We start from the raw sequence: 23908 nt of genomic DNA on the forward strand, positions 1-23908 counted from the left end.
TTTCAGCTAGTTTCCACTAGTTCCTTTGATTCCTCTAATCTCACTGATACAAGTTTAGATACACCTGATTCCTGCATCGTAATCCCATACAATACATCAGCTTCCTCCATAGTTCCTTTACGGTGAGTGATCACGATAAATTGTGTTTCATGACTGAACTTTTTCAAATATTGGGCAAAGCGATGAACATTTGCCTCATCAAGTGCTGCCTCAACTTCATCAAGAATACAAAAAGGCACAGGTCTAACCTTTAAAATAGAAAATAGTAAAGCAATAGCTGTTAATGCACGTTCCCCCCCTGATAGCAAACCAAGGTTTTGTAATTTTTTCCCAGGCGGTTGTGCAATAATATCAACACCTGTATTTAATAGGTCACTTGGGTTCGTAAGCTTTAACTCAGCTCTCCCTCCACCAAATAATGATTGAAATACCGGTTCAAAATGAGAACGAATCGCATTAAAGGTATACTCAAAGCGCTTTTTCATTTCGTCATCCATCTCATCAATGACTTGATAAAGAGTATCCTTTGCCTCTATAAGATCGTCTCTTTGCTCAGTAAGGAAAGTAAACCGCTCAAACACACGGTCAAATTCATCTATTGCTCCTAAGTTTACCGTTCCCAACTCATCAATTGCAAGCTTGATTAATTTAACACGTTTCCTAGCATCATCTATGTCCAATTCCAATTTAAATTGTTCCTTCGCACCTTCAAAGCTTAAAAAATATTCTTCACGCAAATGGTTAAGTCGATTATCTAACTCTACATCTAATCGATTCAATTTAACTTCTTGATCCTTTAAGCTATCCTGAATCATTTTCCCCTGACGTTTTAACTCCTTTAATTCACGTTCTTCAAATTCGAGTTTACCATGTAATTTGAGTCGTTCATCACGTCTACTAGCAATTAATTCGATTGTTTTTGTTTTATCCTGAAGCTTATTCATTGCAGCTTCTTCGAGTTTTTCCTCACCAGATGAGCTTGAATTCATTTCAGTGGATAACAAGGAAAGATCTTCTGTTACGTCTTGTAATTTTTCTTCTGTTTGTTCGAGGTCTAAGAAAATTCGTCCAACCTTTTCCTTTTGGTTTTCATATAACTGTTGCTTACTAGCATGGATAACTTTTAATTCTGTTAGCTCTTCTTGCAGCTCGTCTTTTGATGTTTGCTGAGAGACCTTTTTCTCAGACAACTCTTCAATTTCTTTATCTAAAACTTTAAGTTTCGCAGACACTGTTTCCAAATTTGTTAAAAGTTCACTTTTTCTCGTGATTGCTTTTTCTCTTTCAGACTCAAAAGAATCTCGCTCTGTATCATATAGTTTCAAATGATCATTTAGATTTTTTTCTTTTAATTCAATTTCTCTCATTACACTTCTAATCATTTGGTCTTCTAATCGTAGCTTTTCACCCTGTGATCGCATATTTTGAAGTTCTGTTTCTTGGGTCTGTATTAATTCTTTCGTGTGTTTTACATCAAGTTCAAACGCTGTTGTCTTAACTTCCATATCTGTTAACTTCACTTTGATTGATTCCAATTCGCGACTGCGGCTTAATAATGAATTATTTTTTTGCTTAACTGCTCCACCTGTCATTGAACCTCCAGGGTTTACAACATCTCCTTGAAGAGTAACAAGGCGATAACGATAATTCATCAGTTTAGCAATCTCATTCGCACCTTTTAAATCAGATGTGACAATGACAGTCCCTAACAGGTTACCAATGATTGATTTAAACTGTGGTTGATACTTAACTAGTTCAGTTGCTATTCCCACAAAAGCATGATGGGTTTCTATTGTTTTAAGGTCTTGTACACCAATAAATCGTTCTTTAATAACAGATAGCGGTAAAAAAGTTGCTCGACCATACGAATTTTGCTTCAAAAACTGAATGGCGGAACGTGCTGAAGCTTCATTATCTACAACAATATGCTGCATGGTACTGCTTAACGCAATTTCTATAGCCATTTCATAGTTTTTCTCAGTTGAAATTAATTCGGCAACCGCACCATGAATTCCTCCAAGTTGATCCTTGGCTTTTAAAATTTCTTTTACCCCTTGGAAAAATCCAGCATAGTCCTCTTGCATAGATTCTAATACTTCTTTTCTTGAACGAGTTTGCTGAAGTATTTGGTGCGCCTGATACAATGTTGTTTCTTTCTTCTGATAGTTATTTTTTAAATTTTCTAATTTTGATTGAGCATCACGGAATCCCTTTATATGATCTGACAATCTCTTTTCAATTAGGATATATTTTTCTTCGACCTCTTTTTTTTCTTCAACAATTTCTATACGTTCATTTACATATTGTTTATTAGAATTTAGAAGCCTAGTATTTTTATGTTCCTGTTTACTTAATTGCTCTTCTAAATAATGAATTTCATTTCGTGCTGTTGCCTGCTCATTTAACAGTTCAAAATACTCACTTTTTAAGTCTTCAATTAATTCTTCAATATTTTGATCATATGAAGTCATTAGCTTCAGTTTTTCTGCTAATTGATCTTTGATAGAACGTAATTCATTCAGAAATGTTTCTAATAAGGAATTCTGGTGCTGTTTATCATCATTTAATCGTGTTCGTGCCTCTGTTAAATCCACTCTTGATTTTTCAAGTTGCGCCTTATTTTGATGAGCATTTTTCTTTCGTTCTCTAAGTACTTCCTTTTTACCTTCTAGTTTTTCCAATTCTTCACTTGCCAATAAAAGAACTTGTTGAAGATCATCTATTGAATCATCTAATGCTGTTAAGTGATCTCGCATCTTTTCTACATTAGCTTCTCTTTTTTGAATCGATGTAGATAGACTGAGTTCATGGTCTTGTCCCTCTTCAAGGGATTTTGCCAAAGATTCATATTTGTGATGCAATTCTTCTATCTCATAAACCGTTAATGCAACTTCAATCTTCTCTAATTCTTCCTTTTGCACAAGATAGTCCTTAGCGATAGAAGCCTGAACTTTCAATGGTTCAACTTGACTTTCAAGCTCATATAAAATATCTTGGACTCTGTTTAAATTTTCTTGAGCTTCTGCTAATTTATATTCTGCCTTCTTTTTTCTTGACTTATATTTTAATACCCCTGCAGCCTCTTCAAAAATACTTCTTCTTTCCTCGGACTTACTACTAAGAATCTCTTCAACTTTCCCTTGGCTAATAATCGAAAATGCTTCTTTCCCTAAACCTGAGTCCATAAACAAGTCAACAATATCTTTTAATCGACAGCTCTGATTATTAATGAAAAATCCGCTTTCACCAGATCGAAATACACGACGTGTAACACTTACCTCATGATAGTCAATTGGCAAAAAATGATCTTCATTATCCAATGTAAGTGTTACTTCAGCTAAGTTCAGCGCTTTTCTGGAATCACTTCCAGCAAAAATGACATCTTCCATTTTTGCTCCACGTAGTGACTTAGCAGATTGTTCTCCTAAGACCCATCTAATTCCATCAGTAATATTACTTTTCCCACTACCATTAGGTCCTACTACTGCGGTAACACCTTCTACAAAATCAACGGTTACTCGTTCAGCAAAGGACTTGAATCCAACAATATCCAATCGTTTGAGGAACATTGTGATCCTCCTTACTATTTATATCGTATTTTTATCTAAAATTGTTTTAGTTGCACCTATAAAGGTTTGTTGATTTTTTCTAATCATTATATTTAATTATCTTAGCATAATGAATATTCGAGGTCGCACTTTCTTATTTATATAACGGATTACGAAGAAGATGACAAACCATATCATATTTTATCACAATATGTCGATAGAAGGGTGATATCTTTTAGTAGTTCTAGTCACTTCATTTAAACGACTAAATTTAAATACCTCAACTTTAATTAAGTAACTAAAAAAGGGTAACTCTTTTATGTCAAATTTCTCAGCAAAATTCACTTACTAGTTTGATGAGATACGACATGTTATAAGAGTCTACCCTTTAAATGTTATTTATTAATCTGTTGTAGCCTAGAAAGAGCCTCTTGTGCCGCATGCTGCTCTGCTTCTTTCTTCGAGCGACCACTTCCTGTACCGAGTACTTGTCCCTCTAACGATACGGTTGATACAAATTCACGATTATGAGCTGGTCCTTTTTCATGAAGGATTTTGTATTCTAATGTTCCTCTAGAATCTCTTTGAACAAGCTCTTGTAGTTGACTCTTAAAATCCATCACATGTAAAAATGCACCTTCATTAATCTTTGGAATCACAAACTCATCTAGAAATTGCACAACAATATCTAAACCTTGATCTAAATATAACGCCCCAATAAATGCTTCAAATACATCTGCAAGTAATGCCGGACGGGCACGCCCTCCAGTCATTTCTTCCCCTTTCCCTAATAAAACCAATGAACCAAAGGAAAGATTGTTAGCGAATATCACCAATGAAGGTTCACAGACAATAGCTGCCCTAAGCTTAGTTAATTCACCTTCACTCATCATCGGATACTTTTTATATAAAAATTGTGAGATCGTAAGTTCTAACACAGCATCTCCTAAAAACTCAAGACGTTCATTGTCCTCGTAAGGCTTCTTGCGGTGTTCATTTACATAAGAAGAATGTGTAAATGCTTGATATAATAATTTATCATTCTTAAATGAATAACCTACTCGCTCCTGAAACTGTTTAAACTCCTCTGCCTTTTTAGCAAAAGTTCTTCGCTCTTTGTAATTAATATGTCTTGGCATTTGTACCTCCATCTAAAAAGCAACAGCGCCTTTTTAACCCGATAGCAATAAGTCACTCCATAATAAAAGGTTTCATACCTTTAATTATGGAGGGGCTTATGACTGTAAGTCCGTTATATGTATTGATGTTCATTATGAGATCTCTGTTACACATTCCGGCATATTTGGCTAAAAGTTACTGATGCTACACAGTCAGACTCCGTCGCATTTTATTTTTTAAAAAGCTAGTTCAAAAAAGTTGTTGTTTTTAGCTAGATCGTTATTATGAACATTTTCAACAAAAAACAACAAAAAATTTAATATTTGCCTTTTTTATAAGAAGATGACTTAATAAAAAGGTTGACTCAAAACAGAGGGTCTGTCCACTCAAAAGTTGGAGGGATCAGATCCTTTTTAAGTCAACCTTTTCTTTGCATATTACTGTTTGCTATTTATGTAGTTAACAGCGTCACCCACTGTACCGATTTTTTCTGCATCTTCGTCAGAAATTTCCATATCGAACTCATCTTCAAGTTCCATAACAAGTTCTACTACATCAAGGGAATCTGCACCAAGATCATCTTTGAATGAAGATTCGATTTTCACCTCTGCCTCATCAACGCCTAAGCGATCAACGATAATCTTTGTTACACGTTCTGTTACATCTGCCATTTTCCTTCACCTCCCCTCAAGTATTATAAATGATTTTTCATATAAAAACTAGATATTATCCTAGCATTTTTTCAAGTGACCATATTCTAAAGAATTGTTGCTCTAGGATCACTATTACATCACCATTCCACCGTTCACATGCATTGTTTGACCAGTAATATACTTACTTTTCTCTGACGCAAGGAATGTAACTAGATTTGCAATGTCACTAGCTTCACCTAGTTTTGCAAGTGGGATTTGCTTAAGCAGTTCACTTTTGAGCTCATCTGTTAATTGATCTGTCATATCGGTTGTAATAAAACCAGGTGCAACTGCATTTACCGTAATATTCCTTGTTGCAAGCTCTTTTGCAGTCGTTTTCGTTAATCCAATCACCCCTGCTTTGGCAGCTACGTAATTCGCTTGCCCAGGATTTCCACTAACCCCAACAACAGATGTTATATTAATAATTCTACCACTACGCTGCTTCATCATTTGACGAGAAACACCTTTTGTACAAAGGAATACTCCTTTTAAATTGGTGTTTATAACATCGTCCCATTCGGCATCCTTCATTCTCATCAATAGATTATCACGAGTAATACCTGCATTATTCACAAGAATATCTAGTTGTCCAAAATGGGTAATAACAGATTTGATCATTTGTCCAACATCTTCACTACTAGAAACATCTGCTCTTATCGCAAAAGCATTTCCACCATTCGCTTTTATTTCATCAACTACTTCATTTGCCTTTGCTTCATTACCAGCATAGTTAACAGCAATACTTGCGCCATGGCTTGCCAAGTCAAGAGCTATCGCCTTGCCTATGCCACGTGATGCTCCAGTTACTAATGCTACTTTGTTTTCTAACATCAAAACTCCCCCTTAAGCTTAGAAACAGTTAATTTCAGAGTCTCAATATCTGAAACGTTATAAATTTTTGCAGTTCGATCTATTTTCTTAACTAAACCTGCAAGTACCTTGCCTGGTCCAATTTCAATAAATGTTGTAACACCATTTTCAATCATTGTTTTTACTGATTCTTCCCATCTTACAGGAGAGTATAACTGTTTAACTAATAATTCCTTAATCTCATCCTGTTGTGTAACTGGGTTAGCAGTAACATTTGCAATAATTGGTGTTTTCGCTTCCTGGAAGCTTAATTCAGAAAGTACTTGATGTAATTGGTTAGCTGCTGGTTTCATGAGCTCTGAATGAAAAGGTCCACTAACCACAAGAGGAATTGCTCGTTTGGCTCCTTTTTCCTTTGCAAGAATAGACGCATGTTCAACGCCTTCAGCAGTACCTGAGATCACAATCTGTCCTGGACAGTTTAAGTTTGCTAATTGGACAGATCGACCTTCGCTTGAGATTTCTTTTGTGATATTTTCAAGATCTTCAGTAGCCATTCCTAAGATAGCAGCCATTGCCCCTTCACCTGCAGGTACAGCTTCATCCATAAACAAACCGCGTTTTTTCACTGCATAAACGGCATCCTCAAAACTTAATACACCTGCTGCTACAAGCGCTGTGTATTCTCCAAGACTATGACCTGCAACATAATCTGCTTTTATTTCAAATTGCTTAAAATATTCTAGTATTGCAATACTCGTTGTCAGTAAAGCTGGTTGAGCGTTGTATGTTAATGTTAACGTATCTAGTGGACCATTAAAAATTAGCTCTGTTAGGTTTTCACCCAAACGGGTATCTGCCATCGTAAAAATATCTTTAGAAGCTTGAATTTGGTCAAAGAGTTCTTTCCCCATACCAACTGTTTGCGACCCTTGTCCAGGAAATATAAACGCTATTTTTGTCATGATAATTCCCTCCCATTTCTTAATGCCATCTATCTCTATCTTTTTGATGCCTCTTACTCTTTTTCAAGTGATGCATAAATCGTTTCTGAAACCTGATTTGCTACCATTTCACGAGTTTGGCGAATTGCATTATAGACTGCATTCGGATCAGAGGAACCGTGTGCTTTAATAACAGGTGCTTTTAAACCGAATAGGGCAGCACCACCATATTCTGAATAGTCCATTTGCTGTTTAATTACTTTTAATTGAGGTTTTAAAATACTAGCCGCTATTTTTGATTTCACATTGCTGGTCAAAGCAGATTTTAACATTGAAAACACTGCTAGTGCCGTTCCCTCAATTGTTTTTAAGGCAACATTACCTGTAAAACCATCTGTCACGACAACATCTGCTACTGATTGCATTAAGTCCCTTGATTCTACATTTCCGACAAAGTTTAATGGTGCGTCTTCTAACAGTTGGAATGTTTGCTTTGTTAATTCATTTCCCTTTTTATCCTCAGTACCTACATTTAAAAGACCAATACGAGGATTTTTTATTCCTCTAACCTTTTCAGCATAGATAGATCCCATTATTGCATATTGAAGTAAATGCTCTGGTTTAGCATCTACATTGGCACCTACGTCTAAAAATAAAAACCCAGTTCCATCTAATGTCGGTAATGTTGGTGATAATGCAGGACGTTCGATTCCTTCGATTCGGCCAACAACTAGTAAACCAGCTGTCATAAGAGCACCAGTATTACCCGCAGAAATACATCCATCTGCACGCCCCTCTTTTACCTCTTTTGCCATAAGCACCATTGATGCATTTTTTTTTCTTCTAACTGCACGAACTGGTTCATCAGTTCCTTCAATTACCTCATCTGTATGTATGATAGATATTCGTTGTTTATCTGTTAGATATGGTTTTATTTTTTCTTTATCGCCAATAAGGGTAATTTCTAAGTCTGAAAATGCAGCTATGGCTTTTATTGCACCCTCTACTATGGCTTGAGGGGCATTGTCTCCACCCATTGCATCAATCGCTAGCTTCATAAATAAGATACCTACCTTTGTGTGGGATTAGAGCGATACATGTCAAAGTCACCTGAAAAGACTAACTCATTACCTACATAACTATTTACTTCTACAATCGTACGTCCTTGTTCAGATTCACTGATAACAACTTTTGCCTTTGCTACCACTCTTTCATTTTCCTTTACTTGACGAGTGAATCGGATATTTGCTTTTGTAGTAAGAGCTAACTCGTCATTAATAACTGCTACTGCTAAAGAGTTTGCTTGAGCAAATAAATGATGACCTCTAGCAATTTGATTTCTATTAAAAACATGCTCATTTTTAATTTCTAAAATAGAAATGGCTGATTCGTCTAGCTGTAAATCGATGATGTCACCAATAACTTCTTCTATATGCAACGACCTTACTTCATCGTCTAGTTTCTTTTCTGCAACATGTTTTATCCGTTCTCTTAATTCAGGAATTGATAATTCTAAACGGTCAAGACGAATTGTTTGGATACTAACTTGAAATTTCTCTGCTAATTCTTCATCCGTTATAAATGGAGTTTCAGCAATTGTTTCTTGTAACAATTGTTGTCTCTCTTTTTTATTTTTCCTCATATGTCTATGACACCGTCCATACTATTAAGACTAGGTACTAATAGTAGTATATAGATAATAAAAAAAGATTGCAAGCAGAAAAAACAGCACAAAGCTAGTGTCAGAGAGCCTTGTTTCTATACTTTATCAGGGTTTTTTGTATGGATTCTGTGTGAACAGAGATCGACCCTCCAGCAACGATTTTGCAAGAAATTTACCTATTAGTCTAACTTCTCACCCTCAAGTACTCCACTTTGAATTAAACATTTTCGTAACTCTTCGTATTTTTCTTCGACCCAAAAAGCATGTGAGCCTACTAATTCAACTGCGTCTTGCCTTGCCACTTCTAACGCCCGATAATCGTGAACCATGTCTGCAACCTTAAAAATCGGCATACCGCTTTGCTTTTTACCAAAAAAATCACCTGGACCTCTTAGTTCCAAATCTCGTTCAGACAAGACAAAACCGTCATTGGTTTCCGTCATGATACTCATTCTCTCTTTACCAGTCTCAGATTTAGGATCAGCTAGTAAAATGCAATAGGATTGTTCACTACCTCTCCCAACACGACCACGAAGTTGATGTAGTTGCGATAAACCAAACCGTTCTGCATCATAAATCACCATCATTGTTGCGTTTGGTACATTCACTCCAACCTCAACAACTGTAGTAGATACTAAAATATTGACTTCGTTTTGGCTGAAACTCCGCATTACGGTATCCTTTTCATCTGATGTTAATTTTCCGTGCATAAGTCCAACACGGTATCTATCTTGATAATAATGAGTTAGCATACTATGAACATCAAGTGCATTTTGAAAATCAAGCTTATCTGATTCCTCGATCAGGGGACAGATTACATATGCTTGGCGACCTTTCGAAACCTCTCTTTCAATAAAGACTAAAATGCGTTCAATCATATCAGGTTTTACCCAATATGTTTCGATCGTTTTTCTACCAGCAGGTAACTCATCGATAATTGATACATCCATTTCACCGAATACAGTGATTGCTAAAGTTCGTGGTATTGGGGTTGCCGTCATAAACAAGACATCTGTATGTACACCCTTTTCACGTAGCAAACGTCTTTGCTCAACTCCAAATCGATGTTGTTCATCTGTGATCACTAATCCAAGCTTGTTAAACTCGATATCATCCTGTATAAGCGCGTGCGTTCCAATTAATAACTGAATATCGTTATTTTTCAACTTTTCTAAAAGCTCACGACGTCGTTTACCTTTTACCGAACTTGTCAACAGTGCAACATGTACACCAAACGGTTCAAATAAAGAAATTAACGATTCTGCATGCTGTTCTGCTAGTATTTCTGTCGGTACCATTAATGCACCTTGATATCCCGAGAGAATAGTGGCATAAATGGCAATTGCTGCTACTACTGTTTTACCAGAACCAACATCACCTTGAAGTAATCTATTCATTCTGTATGGAGATTTCATGTCACTTAACAGTTCATTTATTACCCGATTTTGTGCTTTCGTAAGTGGAAACGGCAATAATTTAATAAAAGCATCAAGTTTATCTTCAGGAACAACATGGTTAATTCCTTCCGATTGTTCTCGTTGTACCTTTCTTAATGCTTGCATTTTTAATTGAAACAGCAAAAACTCTTCGTAAACAAACCTCCTTCTCGCTTGTTTTAGTTCATTTTGTCCTTCTGGTAGATGAATTGACCTAAGAGCTTCTTTTCTAGTTTGCAGTTTATACTTCTGTAAAAGATCAATAGGTATTATTTCATTCACATCATCTATAAACTCTTTTAAGGCAAGAGTTATAAATTTCCTTATCCCTTTTATCGTTAGTTTACCTTTTACTGAATAAACCGGTTCAATCCCGACAATCTCCCGTTTAGGTCCAAATGATAGTTCTTGAACAGTGATTGTTTGTCGATGTTTGTCCCATTTCCCTGTAACGGTCACTGTTGAATCAATGATTAATTTACTTTTATAATATGGTCGATTAAAACAGACAGCTGATAATAAATACCGGCCAACCAAAATACGGAATGTTAGTCGTGAACGCTTTTTTCCATAGTAGGTAAGAAGAGGTTCACTATGAACCCTTCCTTCCACAGTAACGCGTTCTTCATGCGTTACATCTGCTAAATCCTTTATACTATTATCATCATATCTATATGGAAAATACTCTATTAAGTCATTAATTGTATAAATTCCTATATCATTTAAGAGTTGTTCAGTTTCTTCCCCAACACCTTTTATATAAGAAATAGGTTCAACAAGTCTATTCATCGATTTTTTTGCGATCGTTATCGTTTTTTCATAAGCTAGTATGAGAAATGAAAATCGCAACTAACCCTCCTTGTGTTGGTTTTTGTTTCGAACTTATATGTATGTACCTTATTAATTCTCTTGTATTAATTATATTTATCTTAGTTTACCAGATTGTTAACTCTACTGTATCAGTATAAACCTTAAAAAATAAGTAGAAGTGTTTTGAATCAGTAAATTCGATTTGGGAGTGGAAATATAAAACATAGCAAAAAACTCGGCAATAAGCCGAGCTTTTTATGGTTATTATTTATTCGACAGAGAAGATGTAAGAATATATTGGTTGTTCCCCTTTGTGAATTTCAACTTCTATATCCTCAAATTGTTCTTCTGCGAATTGAACCAGTTGTTCTACATCTTCATCACTGACACCCTCACCTAAGATAATAGTAAGAATTTCATCATCAGAAGTAACCATTTCAGTAAGGAGATTTTTCGATGCAGTAAACTGATCACGACCTGTTGTAATGATTTTACCGTCAGATATACCCATGTAGTCACCTTTAGAAATATCGAGTCCATCAATATTTGTATCTCGAACAGCATACGTTATCTGGCCACTTTTCACTCTACTTAATGCATCAATCAAAGTAGATTCAATATCAGTTGGCTCTGCCGTTGGATTAAAAGCGAGAAGTGCTGCCATTCCTTGTGGGACTGTTTTAGATGGAATAACAATAACAGATTGTTCAACAACAGAAGCTGCTTGTTGTGCGGCCATAACGATATTTGAGTTATTTGGGAGTATGATCACCGTTTCAGCATTTACGTCATGAATGGCTTTTACAATATCCTCGGTACTTGGATTCATCGTTTGACCACCTTCGATCACTTCGTTGGCGCCAATACTTCTAAATAAATCAGCAATACCCTTTCCCATCGTTACAGTTACAATTCCATACTTTTGCTTTTCCTTCTTCTTAGTTACTGAAGTTTTTTCACCAACAATATCGGTATGTTGTTGACGCATATTTTCTATCTTCATATTTATTAAGTTGCCATAATCTTGTCCGTATGAAAGAACTTTACCAGGATGTTCTGCATGTATATGTACTTTTGCAAGATCGTCATCTGCAATAACAAGTAATGAATCACCAAACTCACTTAAATCATTTCTAAAGTTCTCTTCATCGAATGGTTTCTTTCCTTCTTCAAAACGAACCATAAATTCTGTACAATAACCAAACTCAATATCTTCTGTATTGATATGGCCTTGAACACTCTTATGATGTTCTGCATTAACAAGATCATCCATAGATGGTATTGTCTTTTGTATATCAGACAGTTTTTCACCTTTTAATACAGCTAAAAATCCTTCATATACAAACACCAAACCTTGACCACCACTATCTACCACCCCTACTTCTTTTAATACAGGAAGTAAATCAGGTGTCCTTTTTAATGATGCTTCAGCTTCTTTCAACGTCTTTTCCATAAGTTTCACAATAGACGTTTCTGTTTCAGCTGTTAAAACGGCAATTTTGGCAGCATCTTTTGCAACAGTTAATATTGTACCTTCAACTGGTTTCATTACTGCTTTATAAGCTGTATCTACACCTGCCTGTAGGGCGTTAGCAAATTCAACGCTATCTATTGAAGATTTTGCTTCTATAGATTTTGAAAACCCTCTGAATAATTGTGAAAGAATAACGCCTGAATTACCACGTGCACCCATTAGCAGCCCTTTGGATAGAGCAGTACCAACCTTACCGATATGATTTGAGGTGTTATTTTGAACCTCTTTTGCCCCTGATGTTATCGATAAATTCATATTTGTTCCAGTATCGCCATCAGGAACTGGAAAAACATTTAGTGCATCGACTAATTTTGCGTTATTCGATAGGTGGTTTGCACCTTGCAAGATCATCTCCGCGAATCGCTCACCATCTAAAGTTGTTATTGACACAGGTCATTTCCTCCTTACTTACGGATTCGCTACACGAACACCTTGTACAAAAATATTTACGGAATCAACAGCTAGTCCAACTGTCTGATCTAACGTATATTTAACTTTTGTTTGAACGTTATGAGCGACTTCAGAAATCTTCGTACCATAGCTGACGATAATATACATATCAATAAAAATAGTTTCGTCTTCTTGGCGAACAATTACGCCTCTACTAAAGTTTTCTTTTCTTAAAATTTCCGTAAGTCCGTCTTTAATTTGATTCTTTGATGCCATTCCAACAATACCATAACAGTCAATGGTTGCACCACCTGCAACGGTTGCAATGACCTCGTTTGATATATCAATGTGTCCGTACTTCGTTTTTAATTCAATGGACATGATGTTCCCCCCTTGGAATTGTTCGTACTGGCTATAGTTATTTTACTATAAGCATGTTCATTTTAAAAGAATTATTAGCAAAGCAAACATTCAAGATTTGGTCCTGATAAACATAAGAGATGTCACAAATCTTAAAAGTCAGAGATGATTCCAATATATGTACAAGCTAGGAATCTAATTTTGAAATTTTTATTTCCTACGAATATAAGAATAATGAAAAATCCCTATATATAAAATGAAATAGTGTACTCCATGAGAAGAAAATTAAAGAACTAAAAAATTTATTAATTTAATCCTATTTTCAATACAATTTTAATTGGTCCTTATTTAATTATACCCTAAAACTAATAAAAACAAGAAATTTACCTTTTATAACAATCAAACCCTATGTCAAGGGAAAATTCTTGAAAGCTTTGTTAGAGAAGTATTGCATTCTAGATACAGGTATGATAAATTATTAAAGTATCTCATGGCTATGTTCATGATAAATGTAAAATATGATAGGTTTCTTATGTGTAAGGAGGGAATATAATATGGCACGTATATGCGCTGTTACTGGTAGAAAGACTCGCTCAGGTAATGCACGTTCACACGCAATGAACGCTAGCAAACGTACATGGGGCGCAAACCTTCAAAAAGTTCGCATCTTAGTTAACGGTAAACCAAAAAAAGTATATGTATCTGCTCGCGCTTTAAGATCAGGTAAAGTTGAGCGAGTTTAATCAAATAAGCTCCTCTATAAAAATTGAAATATGATACTAGCTATTTTTCATATTCATTCTTAAGAAAAAAGCACCGAAATAGCGGTGCTTTTTTCTTAGTCTTTTTTAAACGAACCGAGCATCGCTCGAACTATTCCTCCTAGAAACTTCGGTAACTTAATCGTATAAAATTTCATTATTTCCCTCCTCAACCAAATCATTTAACACTTGTTAAAGGTTCTGATGACGTCATAGAATTCATAAATAAATGAATCAGTTCTCTTTCATTATATTCAGTTTGTTATAAAAAAATGACGCTAGACCCTCTCTATTTTGGTCTACAAGGTTTTAATCTCTGCTTCTTATCATTAATAGTATGCCATCATGAAAAGAAAAAGTACCTTGTTCGTGTATGAGTTCATTACTAATACATAATGTTGAACCAATTCGAATATGACAATTATTTAAAGGGTATTTAAAGCCGTCTAATGTAATCCCCTTTACTTCTAGACTAATTGGAATGAATGATATATACTCCCAATCTTTTCGCTTCAGTATTGTATATGTACCAGACGTAAAGAGCGTGATATGATTTTGATGATCAATTATTTCAATAGTTGGATCACTTTTGGTTGATTTCATTAAAAGGTGAATATTACCGAACATATGATCAATCCTCCCACCAGTTGCTCCGAAAATTTGTATCAGTTCTGGCCCCTGTTGTAAAGCCCATTCTAAAGCTAGTTCAGTGTCTGTTTTATCCTTTTCCGGAGAAAACATCCTAAAGTCAGGTACAATTTTGGTTAACTTCTGTTTTTCATCCTCAGTGATTGAATCAAAATCACCAAAAGCATATGCTAATGGTAAATTCGATTCAAGTATGTATAGGCTTCCCTTATCGACACCGACCCAAGTTATCTCATCGTCATGATACGCGATCAATTCTGCTAAATTCCCTCTTGGACCAGCTGCTACAAGTGCAATTTTCCTCATAAATTCTCTTCTCCTACTGTGTATTGAACTTGTTTTATCCCGCAATTATCAAAAAGTTTGTTGCTTTTCATCTTATTTATTGAACAATTTAAAACTAATTCAAGAAGAAAAGCATCTAAATTTATAGCGAAAAGAGCCTAAAAGAAGGTAGTTTTCCACCACTTAATTTAACTCATTCGACTTCATACTTTTTTAAAAAAATATGAAAAAAAGTCTGACACCTAAATGCGCCAGAGCTTTGATTTTAAAATCTATAGATCATAAGAACGTATAGCCTGCTTCAAACTTTGTATTGCTTGATGGCGATCTTCCTTATTATATATCGCCGATCCTGCTACAAGAACTGTCGCACCTGCTTCAACACATAGTTTAGCAGTTACCTCATTTACTCCACCATCTACTTCAATCTCGATAGGTAGTTGCTTTTCTTTAATTAACATTGCGAGTTGTTTGATTTTAGATAAAACCTGTGGGATAAAAGCTTGTCCACCAAATCCAGGGTTAACTGTCATTAATAAGACCATATCAAGATCCTCTAAAACATGTTGAATGGATTCAATAGGTGTGTGTGGGTTTAATACCACACCTGCTTTAATTCCTTTTGATTTAATTAACTGGATTGTTCGGTGAAGATGTCTACATGCTTCAACATGTACAGTTATGATATCTGCGCCTGCGCTTACAAAATCATCAATATAATTATCAGGTTCTTCAATCATCAAATGAACATCTAAAGGGAGCTTCGTAATCGGTCTTACCGCTTCTACAATTAAAGGTCCAATTGTGATATTAGGTACGAAGTGACCGTCCATAACATCAATGTGTATGTAATCTGCACCCCCGTTTTCTACATCTTTGATCTCCTGACCCAATTTTGCAAAGTTTGCCGAAAGAATAGATGGAGCAATTTTAATCATATTAATACCTCGGCTTTCTGTCTTTTATTTCATCAATAAATGTTAAATAGTGTTCATATCTATATTTTGGAATATCCCCATTTTCAACAGCTTGCTTGATTGCACATTTCGGTTCTTTTACATGTGTACATCCCCGGAATTTACATTCACCACTTCTCTCTTTCATTTCTGGGAAACAGTAGGTAAGATCTTCAACATCTATTCCTGTAAAATCTAACGAACTAAATCCTGGAGTATCCGCAACAAATCCTGACCCAACGGCAATAAGCTCTACATGCCTAGTTGTGTGCTTACCACGACCTAAATGTGTAGATATATCATCCGTTTTTATGTGGAGGTCTGGTCGTAACACATTTAATAAGGATGATTTCCCGACGCCAGATTGTCCGGCAAATACTGAAATTTTTTGATCTAAATATGGTTGAAGATCATGCTCGACAGAAGATTCGACAGTAGAGGTTAAAATAACGCTATAACCTGCACGCTGGTAATCCTTCATGAATGAATATACCTTCTCTTTTGTCTTATCATTTTTTATTAAATCTGTCTTACTAATAACAATAAGCGGTGTAATATCATTAGCTTCAATTAGCACCAAGAAACGGTCAAGAAGGGTCGGACTAAAATCTGGCTCTACTGCTGAAAACACTAATATTGCTTGGTCAACATTGCATATTTGCGGTCTTACTAGTTCATTTTTCCGATCGAACACTTCAAGAATATAGCCTTCTTGATCGTTATCTGCTTGGTATACAACCTCATCACCAACTAGTGGTGTAATTTTGTTTTTTCTAAAAATCCCTCTACCTCTGCATTGAACTAGTCTCTGTTGATCTTGCACATAGTAAAAACCACTAAGAGCTTTCACAATTTTCCCTTGTGGCATAAAAAACCTCCTAATTTTCGCTTCATAAATTTATCGTGTTCTTCGGAAAGAACTTCGATACCTATAGGGAATGATCTTTTGGTGAATATATTAAAAATGGCTGTTTTCGCAAGGCTGTTTTCGCAAAGATTGTTGCTTTCCATACAAAGTACACATGTACACGTTTTAAGCTTATCACCGTGCTCTTTTCGCTCAATGACTCTGATACCCCTCTGGAGATTGCTTGAATTTACATCATAAAAATCCAAAAGCCGATTTTTATTAGTCCTAGAGCAACAAACTTTTAGAAAAGAGCCGTAAAAATAAACCAAATAGCATTTAAGATTATTGGATTATTATGATACTCGATTAATAGATAATTAAACCCTCTTCACTAAAATGATCTATTTCTGTTGTTTATTCAATTGGGTAAGGTATTTTATCCATAGCTACAACTTGTTTATCAACAAGGATTTGGTAAAATGCTTCTTGACCTGATTCTATTGTGAATTCAATTGTTCTAACTTCTGGACTTGTTATTTTAAAAGTATCATAAGGCTCAGAAATAGAATGTTTTGCGTCACCTACTAAAATTTCGACTTCTTGTTCTTCCCCTTCTACTTCTGGCTGATAGGGTATATCAATTTTCCTTGATACTGTTTTGTTTGGTTCCTTTTCCGGACCTAGTGAGTATACTAGCTCTAAAGTAGTAACCTTGGGATCGACATTTTTTCCTGGTTCAGGTTTTTGAGAAATAACTTTCCCTACGGGTATATCTGTTGAATACTCCTCAGAATCAATGGATGAAAATCCATTTTCACTTATGTATATATCCACCTCATCCTTAGTTTTCCCTTCTAAATTATCAATACTTACAAGTGTGGGACCAGAACTTACAGTGAATTTTATTGAATCTACTGAAGGTATGATCTCTTCCCCTACTTCTGGAAATTGTGTTAATATGTTTCCTGCTGGTTCTTTCTCATCTGGCTTTTCCTCAATTTCGATATCTTTAAAGCCTTTCATTTCAAGTATTGATTTAACTCGATCTATTTTTTTACCTACATAATCATCTAGCATTACTTTTGCTTTTCCTGAACTTTCATAAACTGTAATTGTTGCACCCTCTTTTGTAATGTCATTAGCAGATGGATCGGTTTTGATCACATTACCCTCTTCCATCTCTTCATCTGATTGAAGGATTGGTTCACTTACTTCAAATCCTTGTTCTTTCAGGATATTTGAAGCATCTTCGTAGGTTTCACCGGCAACATCAGGTACTTTAACATCTTTAGGTAAAAGCAATGTAGGTACGATAAAAAACGCGGCAGCTCCAGCTATGGCCAAAATAAAGAAGGTGATGAAAATAATGAGTGCTACCTTGCTCTTTCTTCGTTTTCCCTTCTTTTCTTTCTTACTCTTCTTTTTGGCTTTTTTGTCAAAAGGTGCTGTATCTGGATTATTTACAGGTGCTCGAACAATCGTATCATCTATTTTATGTGACGCAATGCTTTCATTTGTAATAATTGGGATGGCTTTGGTGGCATCAACATCTTCTGGTATTGAGAAGCGTGATTCTGTTAACCTGTTTACATCAAAAGCTGATTCTAGATCTTCCTCCATCTCTTCTGCTGAATTATAACGATGGAAGGGATCCTTAGCGGTTGACTTTAAGATAATATTTTCCAAACTTTGTGGGATATCTGGATTCCATCTTTTTGCGGAAGGTGTTTCAGATTGCAAATGTTTTAGTGCAATTGAAATGGCCGACTCCCCGTCAAATGGCAATCTCCCCGTTAATAGCTCAAATAGTACGATACCTAATGAATAGATATCAGATTTCTTATTCGCTAGACCACCTCGAGCTTGCTCTGGTGACAAATAATGGACAGAACCCAATACTGAATTTGTTTGGGTTATTGATGTTGCACTTAACGCCATAGCAATTCCAAAGTCCGTTACTTTTACATTTCCATGATGATCAATAAGAATGTTATGTGGTTTAATGTCTCGGTGAATGATTTGATTATCATGTGCATGTTGAATAGCCGCCATAATTTGCACCATTATATGAACTGCTTTTCTTGGATTAACAGGTGCAAATTGTTGTATGTATTGTTTTAAGGTTTGACCTTCAACATATTCCATCACTATATAATAAACGCCCTTCTCTTCCCCAACATCGTAAATACTTACGATATTCGGATGAGCTAAGCTTGTAGCTGATTGAGCTTCTCTTCCAAATCTCTTAATAAATTCGTCATCGTTAGAAAAGTCAAAGCGTAAAACCTTCATCGCGACTTCTCTTTCTAGAATCATGTCTCGGGCTAAATACACATTTGCCATTCCGCCCCCGCCAATAACTTCTAGTATCTTGTAACGACCACTAATTCGTTTTCCTACTAACACGGCTTTTCACCTAATTCATGATTTGCCGTTTTTCTAATGATCACCAATGAGATATTATCTTCTCCACCATTCTCATTTGCTAGCTGTACAAGTGATGTAGCTATGTCATCCAGTGGCAGAAGTTCGTTAACAAGTTTAGCCTGCATATCATCATTTGTTACTTTGTTTGATAATCCATCAGAACATAATAATAGAATATCATTGTCATCTATTTCAATTGTTGACAGATCTATATCAACAGTTTGTTCTGTGCCCAACGCTCGTAAAAGAACATTTTTGCGGGGATGATGCTCTGCATCTTCCTTGGATATTTGACCTGAACGTACTAGTTCATTAACGAGAGAATGATCTTCAGTAATTTGGTTATAGCCACTGTTATTTAATAAATAACAGCGACTATCGCCTATATGACCTATCGTAGCAAAGCTTGGTGTAATTATAGCTCCTACAATTGTAGTTCCCATACCTTGGCACTCTGGATTAGATAATGAATGCTCATAAACTGAATTGTTTACTTCAACAACCTTTTCTCTAAACCAATCTTCGGCATCTTTTGGGCCAACAATACTTTTCACTTGCTGCCATAATGTTTCGAAAGTAGAGATCGCCATTTTACTAGCAACATCACCTGCCAGATGACCACCCATACCATCTGCAACAATTGCCAAGACACCAGATTCATTTTCAAATACTCCAACACAATCTTCATTATGTTGTCTTACCTTTCCCCTATCCGATAAATAGAAAGTCTCCACCTTGGTCACCTCGTCTCCTCTTTACGCTCCTTAGCTCGAAGTTGTCCACATGCTGCATCAATATCATGTCCTTGCTCTCTTCTAGTTGTCACATTTACACCATGTTTCTTTAACGTATCTTCAAATATTTTGATTTGTTCTTTTGGTGTACGAACATAGTCTCTTTCAGGGACATAGTTAACTGGGATTAAGTTAATGTGGCACTTTATACCTTTAACCAAGCGAGCTAATTCATCAGCATGTTCTACTTGATCGTTTTCACCACCAAATAGTCCATATTCAAAGCTTATACGTCTTCCTGTTTTATTTACATAGTATTTTATTGCTTCCATTAAATCTGGGAGCTTATATGCTTTATTAATAGGCATTAGTTTTGAACGTAGTTCAGTATTTGGAGCATGTAATGAGATCGCAAAATTTATTTGTAGCTTTTCATCAGCAAATTTATAGATCTTTGGTATGATACCACTTGTTGATACAGTAATATGTCTCGCACCAATGTTTAAGCCTTTATCATGATTAATTATCTTTAAGAAAGACATCATCTCATCATAATTATCAAACGGCTCACCTATACCCATAATAACGACATGGCTCACTCGTTCATCTAATTCATCAAGAGCTTGTTGAACTTTTACAACTTGAGCAACGATCTCTCCTGCTTCAAGATTACGTTTTAGACCACCTAATGTTGATGCACAAAACGTACATCCAATTCGACAACCAACCTGAGTCGTTACACATACAGAATTGCCATATTCATGTCTCATTAAAACAGTTTCGATTGAATAACCATCATGAAGTTCAAAGAGAAATTTAATGGTTCCATCTTTTGACGTTTGTTGGATAAGTGTATTGAGCGTTGTCAAAGTGAAATTTTCATCCAATAGTGCTCTTAAGCTTTTTGATAAGTTAGACATATCTTCAAAGCTAGTTGCTCTTTGTGTATATAGCCATTCAAAGATTTGATTTGCTCTAAATCCTTTTTCATCATGTTCCACTAACCATTCTTCTAATTCATGTAATTCTAATGAGTAGATGGAGGGATTGTTCTTCTGTTCATTGTTGTCCTGTTTTGTTCTAGTTGCTTTTATCTTTTCCAATTTTAACCCTTCTTTCTTAAACATGCTATATAAAAACCATCTGTCCCAAAGTAATGTGGTAACAATTGAATCTCACCATTTTTAATATAAGGATTAAGTTTTTCTGGTAATAAATCTTTTAAAGATTCCTCTCGCTCAAACTCAGGGTGGTCTTTTAAAAACAATTGAATAACATCGCTATTTTCTTCATGGTCAATTGTGCATGTACTATAAACTAACACACCATTCCTTTTTAATAAAGGGGCAACTGCTTGTAAAATTTTATTTTGTAGGTCTGCTAACTTTAAAATATCTTCTTGTGTTTTTGTATATTTAATATCAGGTTTTCTACGAATAACCCCAAAACCTGAGCAAGGTGCATCAACTAAAATCCGATCAAAACTTTCATTTTCAAAGTGCTCACCTGCTAGCCTACTGTCTAAGGCTTGAGGAGATATATTTTTTAATTCTAATCGATCTGCTTGTTGTTGAATTAGCCTTACCTTATGTTCATGTAGGTCTATAGAATGAACAGTTCCGGTTCCTTTCATTCGTTCAGCGATATGTGTGGATTTCCCACCAGGTGCAGCACATGCGTCTAATATTTTTTCTCCCTCTTGCGGATTAAGAATTTTTGCAACAAGCATAGAGCTTTCATCCTGTATGGATAGGTAACCATCTTTAAATGCATCTGTTAAAGCAAGATTGCCTTTCATTCCTTTAATAGCATCCTCTGATAAATCACCACGCTCCACCATAATTCCTTTATCGGTTAAGTCAAGATAAAGATCATCCACAGTTGTTTTTATTTGATTAACTCTTGCTGTTTGTGAAGGCGGTATTAAATTAGCTTCACACATTTTTTCAGTTTCCTCATATCCAAATTGATTTACCCATTTTTCCACCAACCAATTTGGATGACTGGTTTTAATAGCTAATAGTTCAATCGGATCAGTAATTGAATCATAATTAGGTATCCCATCTCTTTGGAAGGACCTTAGCACTCCATTAACAAACGAAGCAATACCTTTATGCCCTCGAGTTTTTGCAATCTCTACTGCTTCATATAAAACGGCTCGTTCTGGAATACGATCAAGATAAACCATTTGGTAAATCGAAATTCGTAGTAAGATCCTTACCCAAGCTTCTATTTTCTTTTGCTTTTTTAAATAGCTCGTTAAAATATAATCCAGCGTTTGTCTTCTTTGAAGTGTTCCGTATACTAACTCTGTTAGTAAGCCGATATCCTTATCATTTACTTTATGTTTCTTAATACTAGAATTCAAAAGTAAATTACTGTATGCTTGATTCTTTTCTATTTGCAGTAATATTTCAACTGCTACGTTTCGTACATTAGTTTGTTTTTTCATCATCATCGCCTAACTTGTCTCCAACAGATAGTGTTGCACCTCTTAAAAAGTCTTCTCCGCTCATTTTCTTTTTGCCTGATGGTTGGAGCTCGGTTATTTTTATGGCTGTATTATTTCCAGTTGCAACAACAAATCCATCTTGGTCAATTCCAATAATTGTCCCTGGAGTTAAGCTATTTTCAACCGGCAACTTCTCGCCCCACCATAATTTTAATAGTTGATCCTCAAAATTAGTAAATGCAACTGGCCAAGGATTAAGTCCTCTTATTTGGTTATAGATTTCTTCCCCGCTTTTTGACCAATCAATCTTTTCTTGCTCTCGTTTTATATTGGAGGCAAACGTTGCTTTCGAATCATCTTGCTTCTTAGGTTCAAGCTTCCCTGCTACTAATTGTGGGATAGTCTCGGATAGTAACTTCACACCTGCATCACTAAGCTTATCGTGAAGTGTACCTACTGTATCACGTTCTTCAATTTTAACCATAACTTGTGTGAGGATGTCACCAGCATCAAGTTTTTCAGCCATATACATAATCGTGATACCAGTCTTATCCTTCCCTTTTAGAATAGAATAATGAATTGGTGCACCACCTCGTAGTTCAGGTAATAGAGAGGCATGAACATTTATACAGCCATATTTTGGTGCTTCAAGTAGTTCATTTGGTAAGATTTGTCCAAATGCAGCTGTAACAATTAAATCAGGTTGCAAGGCAAGTACATCATCCACCTCATGACGAATCTTCTCTGGTTGTAACACTGGAATATTGTGCTTTTCAGCTTCAACTTTTACTGGGGGAGGAGTTAATGTTTTTTTTCGACCCTTTGGACGATCTGGTTGAGTTACCACTCCTACAATGTTATATCCCTCTTTTACAAGATTTTGTAATATCGGTACTGAAAAGTCAGGTGTTCCCATAAATACGATTTTTGTCATTCAAGTCATCCTTCCGTACTTTCTAAATCTTTCTCATCTAAGTATTTTTCTACCTTAGAAGTAAATAACACACCATTTAAATGGTCCATTTCATGTTGGATTGCTCGCGCAAGAAATCCTTCCGCTTCTATAACTTTTTGCTTTCCCTTACTTGTGAACGTACGAACTTTTACATAATTGTCCCTTGTTACCTCACCGTACAAACCAGGAAAACTCAAACAACCCTCGGGACCAGTTTGTTTTCCACGCTTATCGATAATTTCCGGATTAATTAATTCAATTGTTCCGTGCTCGTCGTCAATATCAACAATTGCAATTTGCTGAGTAATACCAATTTGTGGTGCCGCTAATCCCACACCATCATTTTCAATCATCGTATCATACATATCTGCTACTAGTTTTGTTAGCTTACGATCAAAAACTATCACCTTTTCACAAGGGGTTTCTAAAACAGCTTCTGGAAACAAAACAATTGGTTTAACAGCCAAATATATCCCTCCAAACAAATACTCTCTTTATTACCTAAACTTTCAATTAGACCCTTTTTTAAAA

Annotated in this window: 21 protein-coding genes; 1 reads left to right on the forward strand and 20 read right to left on the reverse strand. The window is 35.6% G+C overall.

The features are described 5' to 3' along the window. Positions 1 to 2 precede the first annotated feature (2 nt). From smc to AC6CHR_RS02235, 10 genes are all read right to left on the reverse strand, one after another. Positions 3 to 3569, reverse strand: a complete 3567-nt coding sequence (gene smc / locus AC6CHR_RS02190; RefSeq protein WP_498246812.1) for a chromosome segregation protein SMC — start codon at positions 3567 to 3569, stop codon at positions 3 to 5. A 374-nt stretch (positions 3570 to 3943) separates the two neighbouring features. Beyond that, positions 3944 to 4687, reverse strand: coding sequence for a ribonuclease III (rnc, locus tag AC6CHR_RS02195; RefSeq protein WP_498246813.1), 744 nt, complete (start codon positions 4685 to 4687; stop codon positions 3944 to 3946). Positions 4688 to 5104: 417 nt separating this feature from the next. Then, complete coding sequence (gene acpP, locus AC6CHR_RS02200) at positions 5105 to 5338, reverse strand: acyl carrier protein (protein ID WP_498246814.1); 234 nt, start codon at positions 5336 to 5338, stop codon at positions 5105 to 5107. Positions 5339 to 5452: 114 nt separating this feature from the next. Beyond that, positions 5453 to 6193: a 3-oxoacyl-[acyl-carrier-protein] reductase gene (gene fabG, locus AC6CHR_RS02205; protein WP_498246815.1), complete on the reverse strand. Its 741-nt coding sequence runs from the start codon at positions 6191 to 6193 to the stop codon at positions 5453 to 5455. Next, positions 6193 to 7137, reverse strand: a complete 945-nt coding sequence (gene fabD, locus AC6CHR_RS02210; protein ID WP_498246816.1) for an ACP S-malonyltransferase — start codon at positions 7135 to 7137, stop codon at positions 6193 to 6195. Before fabD ends, fabG begins: the two co-directional genes overlap by 1 nt. Before the next feature lie 53 nt (positions 7138 to 7190). After that, positions 7191 to 8174 (reverse strand): phosphate acyltransferase PlsX, encoded by a 984-nt coding sequence (gene plsX, locus AC6CHR_RS02215; RefSeq protein ID WP_498246817.1) that lies wholly within the window; start codon positions 8172 to 8174, stop codon positions 7191 to 7193. Between the two features lie 11 nt (positions 8175 to 8185). Further along, on the reverse strand, positions 8186 to 8758 hold the full coding sequence (fapR, locus tag AC6CHR_RS02220; protein WP_498246818.1) for a transcription factor FapR: 573 nt from the start codon (positions 8756 to 8758) through the stop codon (positions 8186 to 8188). A gap of 200 nt (positions 8759 to 8958) precedes the next feature. Continuing rightward, complete coding sequence (gene recG, locus AC6CHR_RS02225; RefSeq protein ID WP_498246865.1) at positions 8959 to 11004, reverse strand: ATP-dependent DNA helicase RecG; 2046 nt, start codon at positions 11002 to 11004, stop codon at positions 8959 to 8961. A gap of 289 nt (positions 11005 to 11293) precedes the next feature. Then, a complete protein-coding gene (locus AC6CHR_RS02230) occupies positions 11294 to 12949 on the reverse strand; it encodes a DAK2 domain-containing protein (RefSeq protein WP_498246819.1) in 1656 nt (551 codons plus the stop codon). A gap of 18 nt (positions 12950 to 12967) precedes the next feature. Further along, positions 12968 to 13330: an Asp23/Gls24 family envelope stress response protein gene (locus AC6CHR_RS02235; protein ID WP_498246820.1), complete on the reverse strand. Its 363-nt coding sequence runs from the start codon at positions 13328 to 13330 to the stop codon at positions 12968 to 12970. 533 nt (positions 13331 to 13863) lie between these two features. On the opposite strand from AC6CHR_RS02235, the gene rpmB reads away from it, so the two are divergent. Further along, the gene (gene rpmB / locus AC6CHR_RS02240) at positions 13864 to 14052 is read left to right on the forward strand and encodes a 50S ribosomal protein L28 (protein WP_498246821.1); all 189 of its coding nucleotides are present in this window, start codon (positions 13864 to 13866) and stop codon (positions 14050 to 14052) included. A 95-nt stretch (positions 14053 to 14147) separates the two neighbouring features. On the opposite strand, the gene spoVM is transcribed toward rpmB, so the two are convergent. From spoVM to def, 10 genes are all read right to left on the reverse strand, one after another. Beyond that, a complete protein-coding gene (spoVM, locus tag AC6CHR_RS02245) occupies positions 14148 to 14228 on the reverse strand; it encodes a stage V sporulation protein SpoVM (RefSeq protein ID WP_003328987.1) in 81 nt (26 codons plus the stop codon). A 151-nt stretch (positions 14229 to 14379) separates the two neighbouring features. Continuing rightward, positions 14380 to 15024, reverse strand: coding sequence for a thiamine diphosphokinase (locus tag AC6CHR_RS02250; protein WP_498246822.1), 645 nt, complete (start codon positions 15022 to 15024; stop codon positions 14380 to 14382). A gap of 251 nt (positions 15025 to 15275) precedes the next feature. Beyond that, positions 15276 to 15941, reverse strand: coding sequence for a ribulose-phosphate 3-epimerase (gene rpe, locus AC6CHR_RS02255; protein WP_498246823.1), 666 nt, complete (start codon positions 15939 to 15941; stop codon positions 15276 to 15278). Between the two features lies 1 nt (position 15942). Continuing rightward, entirely contained in the window at positions 15943 to 16827 is an 885-nt protein-coding gene (rsgA, locus tag AC6CHR_RS02260; RefSeq protein ID WP_498246825.1) for a ribosome small subunit-dependent GTPase A, read from the reverse strand. A 396-nt stretch (positions 16828 to 17223) separates the two neighbouring features. Continuing rightward, positions 17224 to 19215: a Stk1 family PASTA domain-containing Ser/Thr kinase gene (gene pknB / locus AC6CHR_RS02265; protein WP_498246826.1), complete on the reverse strand. Its 1992-nt coding sequence runs from the start codon at positions 19213 to 19215 to the stop codon at positions 17224 to 17226. Further along, positions 19209 to 19970: a Stp1/IreP family PP2C-type Ser/Thr phosphatase gene (locus AC6CHR_RS02270; RefSeq protein WP_498246866.1), complete on the reverse strand. Its 762-nt coding sequence runs from the start codon at positions 19968 to 19970 to the stop codon at positions 19209 to 19211. Before AC6CHR_RS02270 ends, pknB begins: the two co-directional genes overlap by 7 nt. A 5-nt stretch (positions 19971 to 19975) precedes the next feature. Continuing rightward, the gene (gene rlmN, locus AC6CHR_RS02275; protein WP_498246868.1) at positions 19976 to 21064 is read right to left on the reverse strand and encodes a dual-specificity RNA methyltransferase RlmN; all 1089 of its coding nucleotides are present in this window, start codon (positions 21062 to 21064) and stop codon (positions 19976 to 19978) included. Between the two features lie 11 nt (positions 21065 to 21075). After that, positions 21076 to 22422 carry a 16S rRNA (cytosine(967)-C(5))-methyltransferase RsmB gene (gene rsmB, locus AC6CHR_RS02280; RefSeq protein ID WP_498246827.1) on the reverse strand — a complete coding sequence of 449 codons (1347 nt, stop codon included), beginning with the start codon at positions 22420 to 22422 and terminating at the stop codon, positions 21076 to 21078. Beyond that, positions 22406 to 23356, reverse strand: coding sequence for a methionyl-tRNA formyltransferase (gene fmt / locus AC6CHR_RS02285; protein WP_498246828.1), 951 nt, complete (start codon positions 23354 to 23356; stop codon positions 22406 to 22408). Before fmt ends, rsmB begins: the two co-directional genes overlap by 17 nt. 5 nt (positions 23357 to 23361) lie before the next feature. Continuing rightward, entirely contained in the window at positions 23362 to 23844 is a 483-nt protein-coding gene (gene def, locus AC6CHR_RS02290; RefSeq protein ID WP_498246829.1) for a peptide deformylase, read from the reverse strand. Positions 23845 to 23908: the final 64 nt, after the last annotated feature.

Source organism: Metabacillus sp. GQ13 (assembly GCF_059758525.1).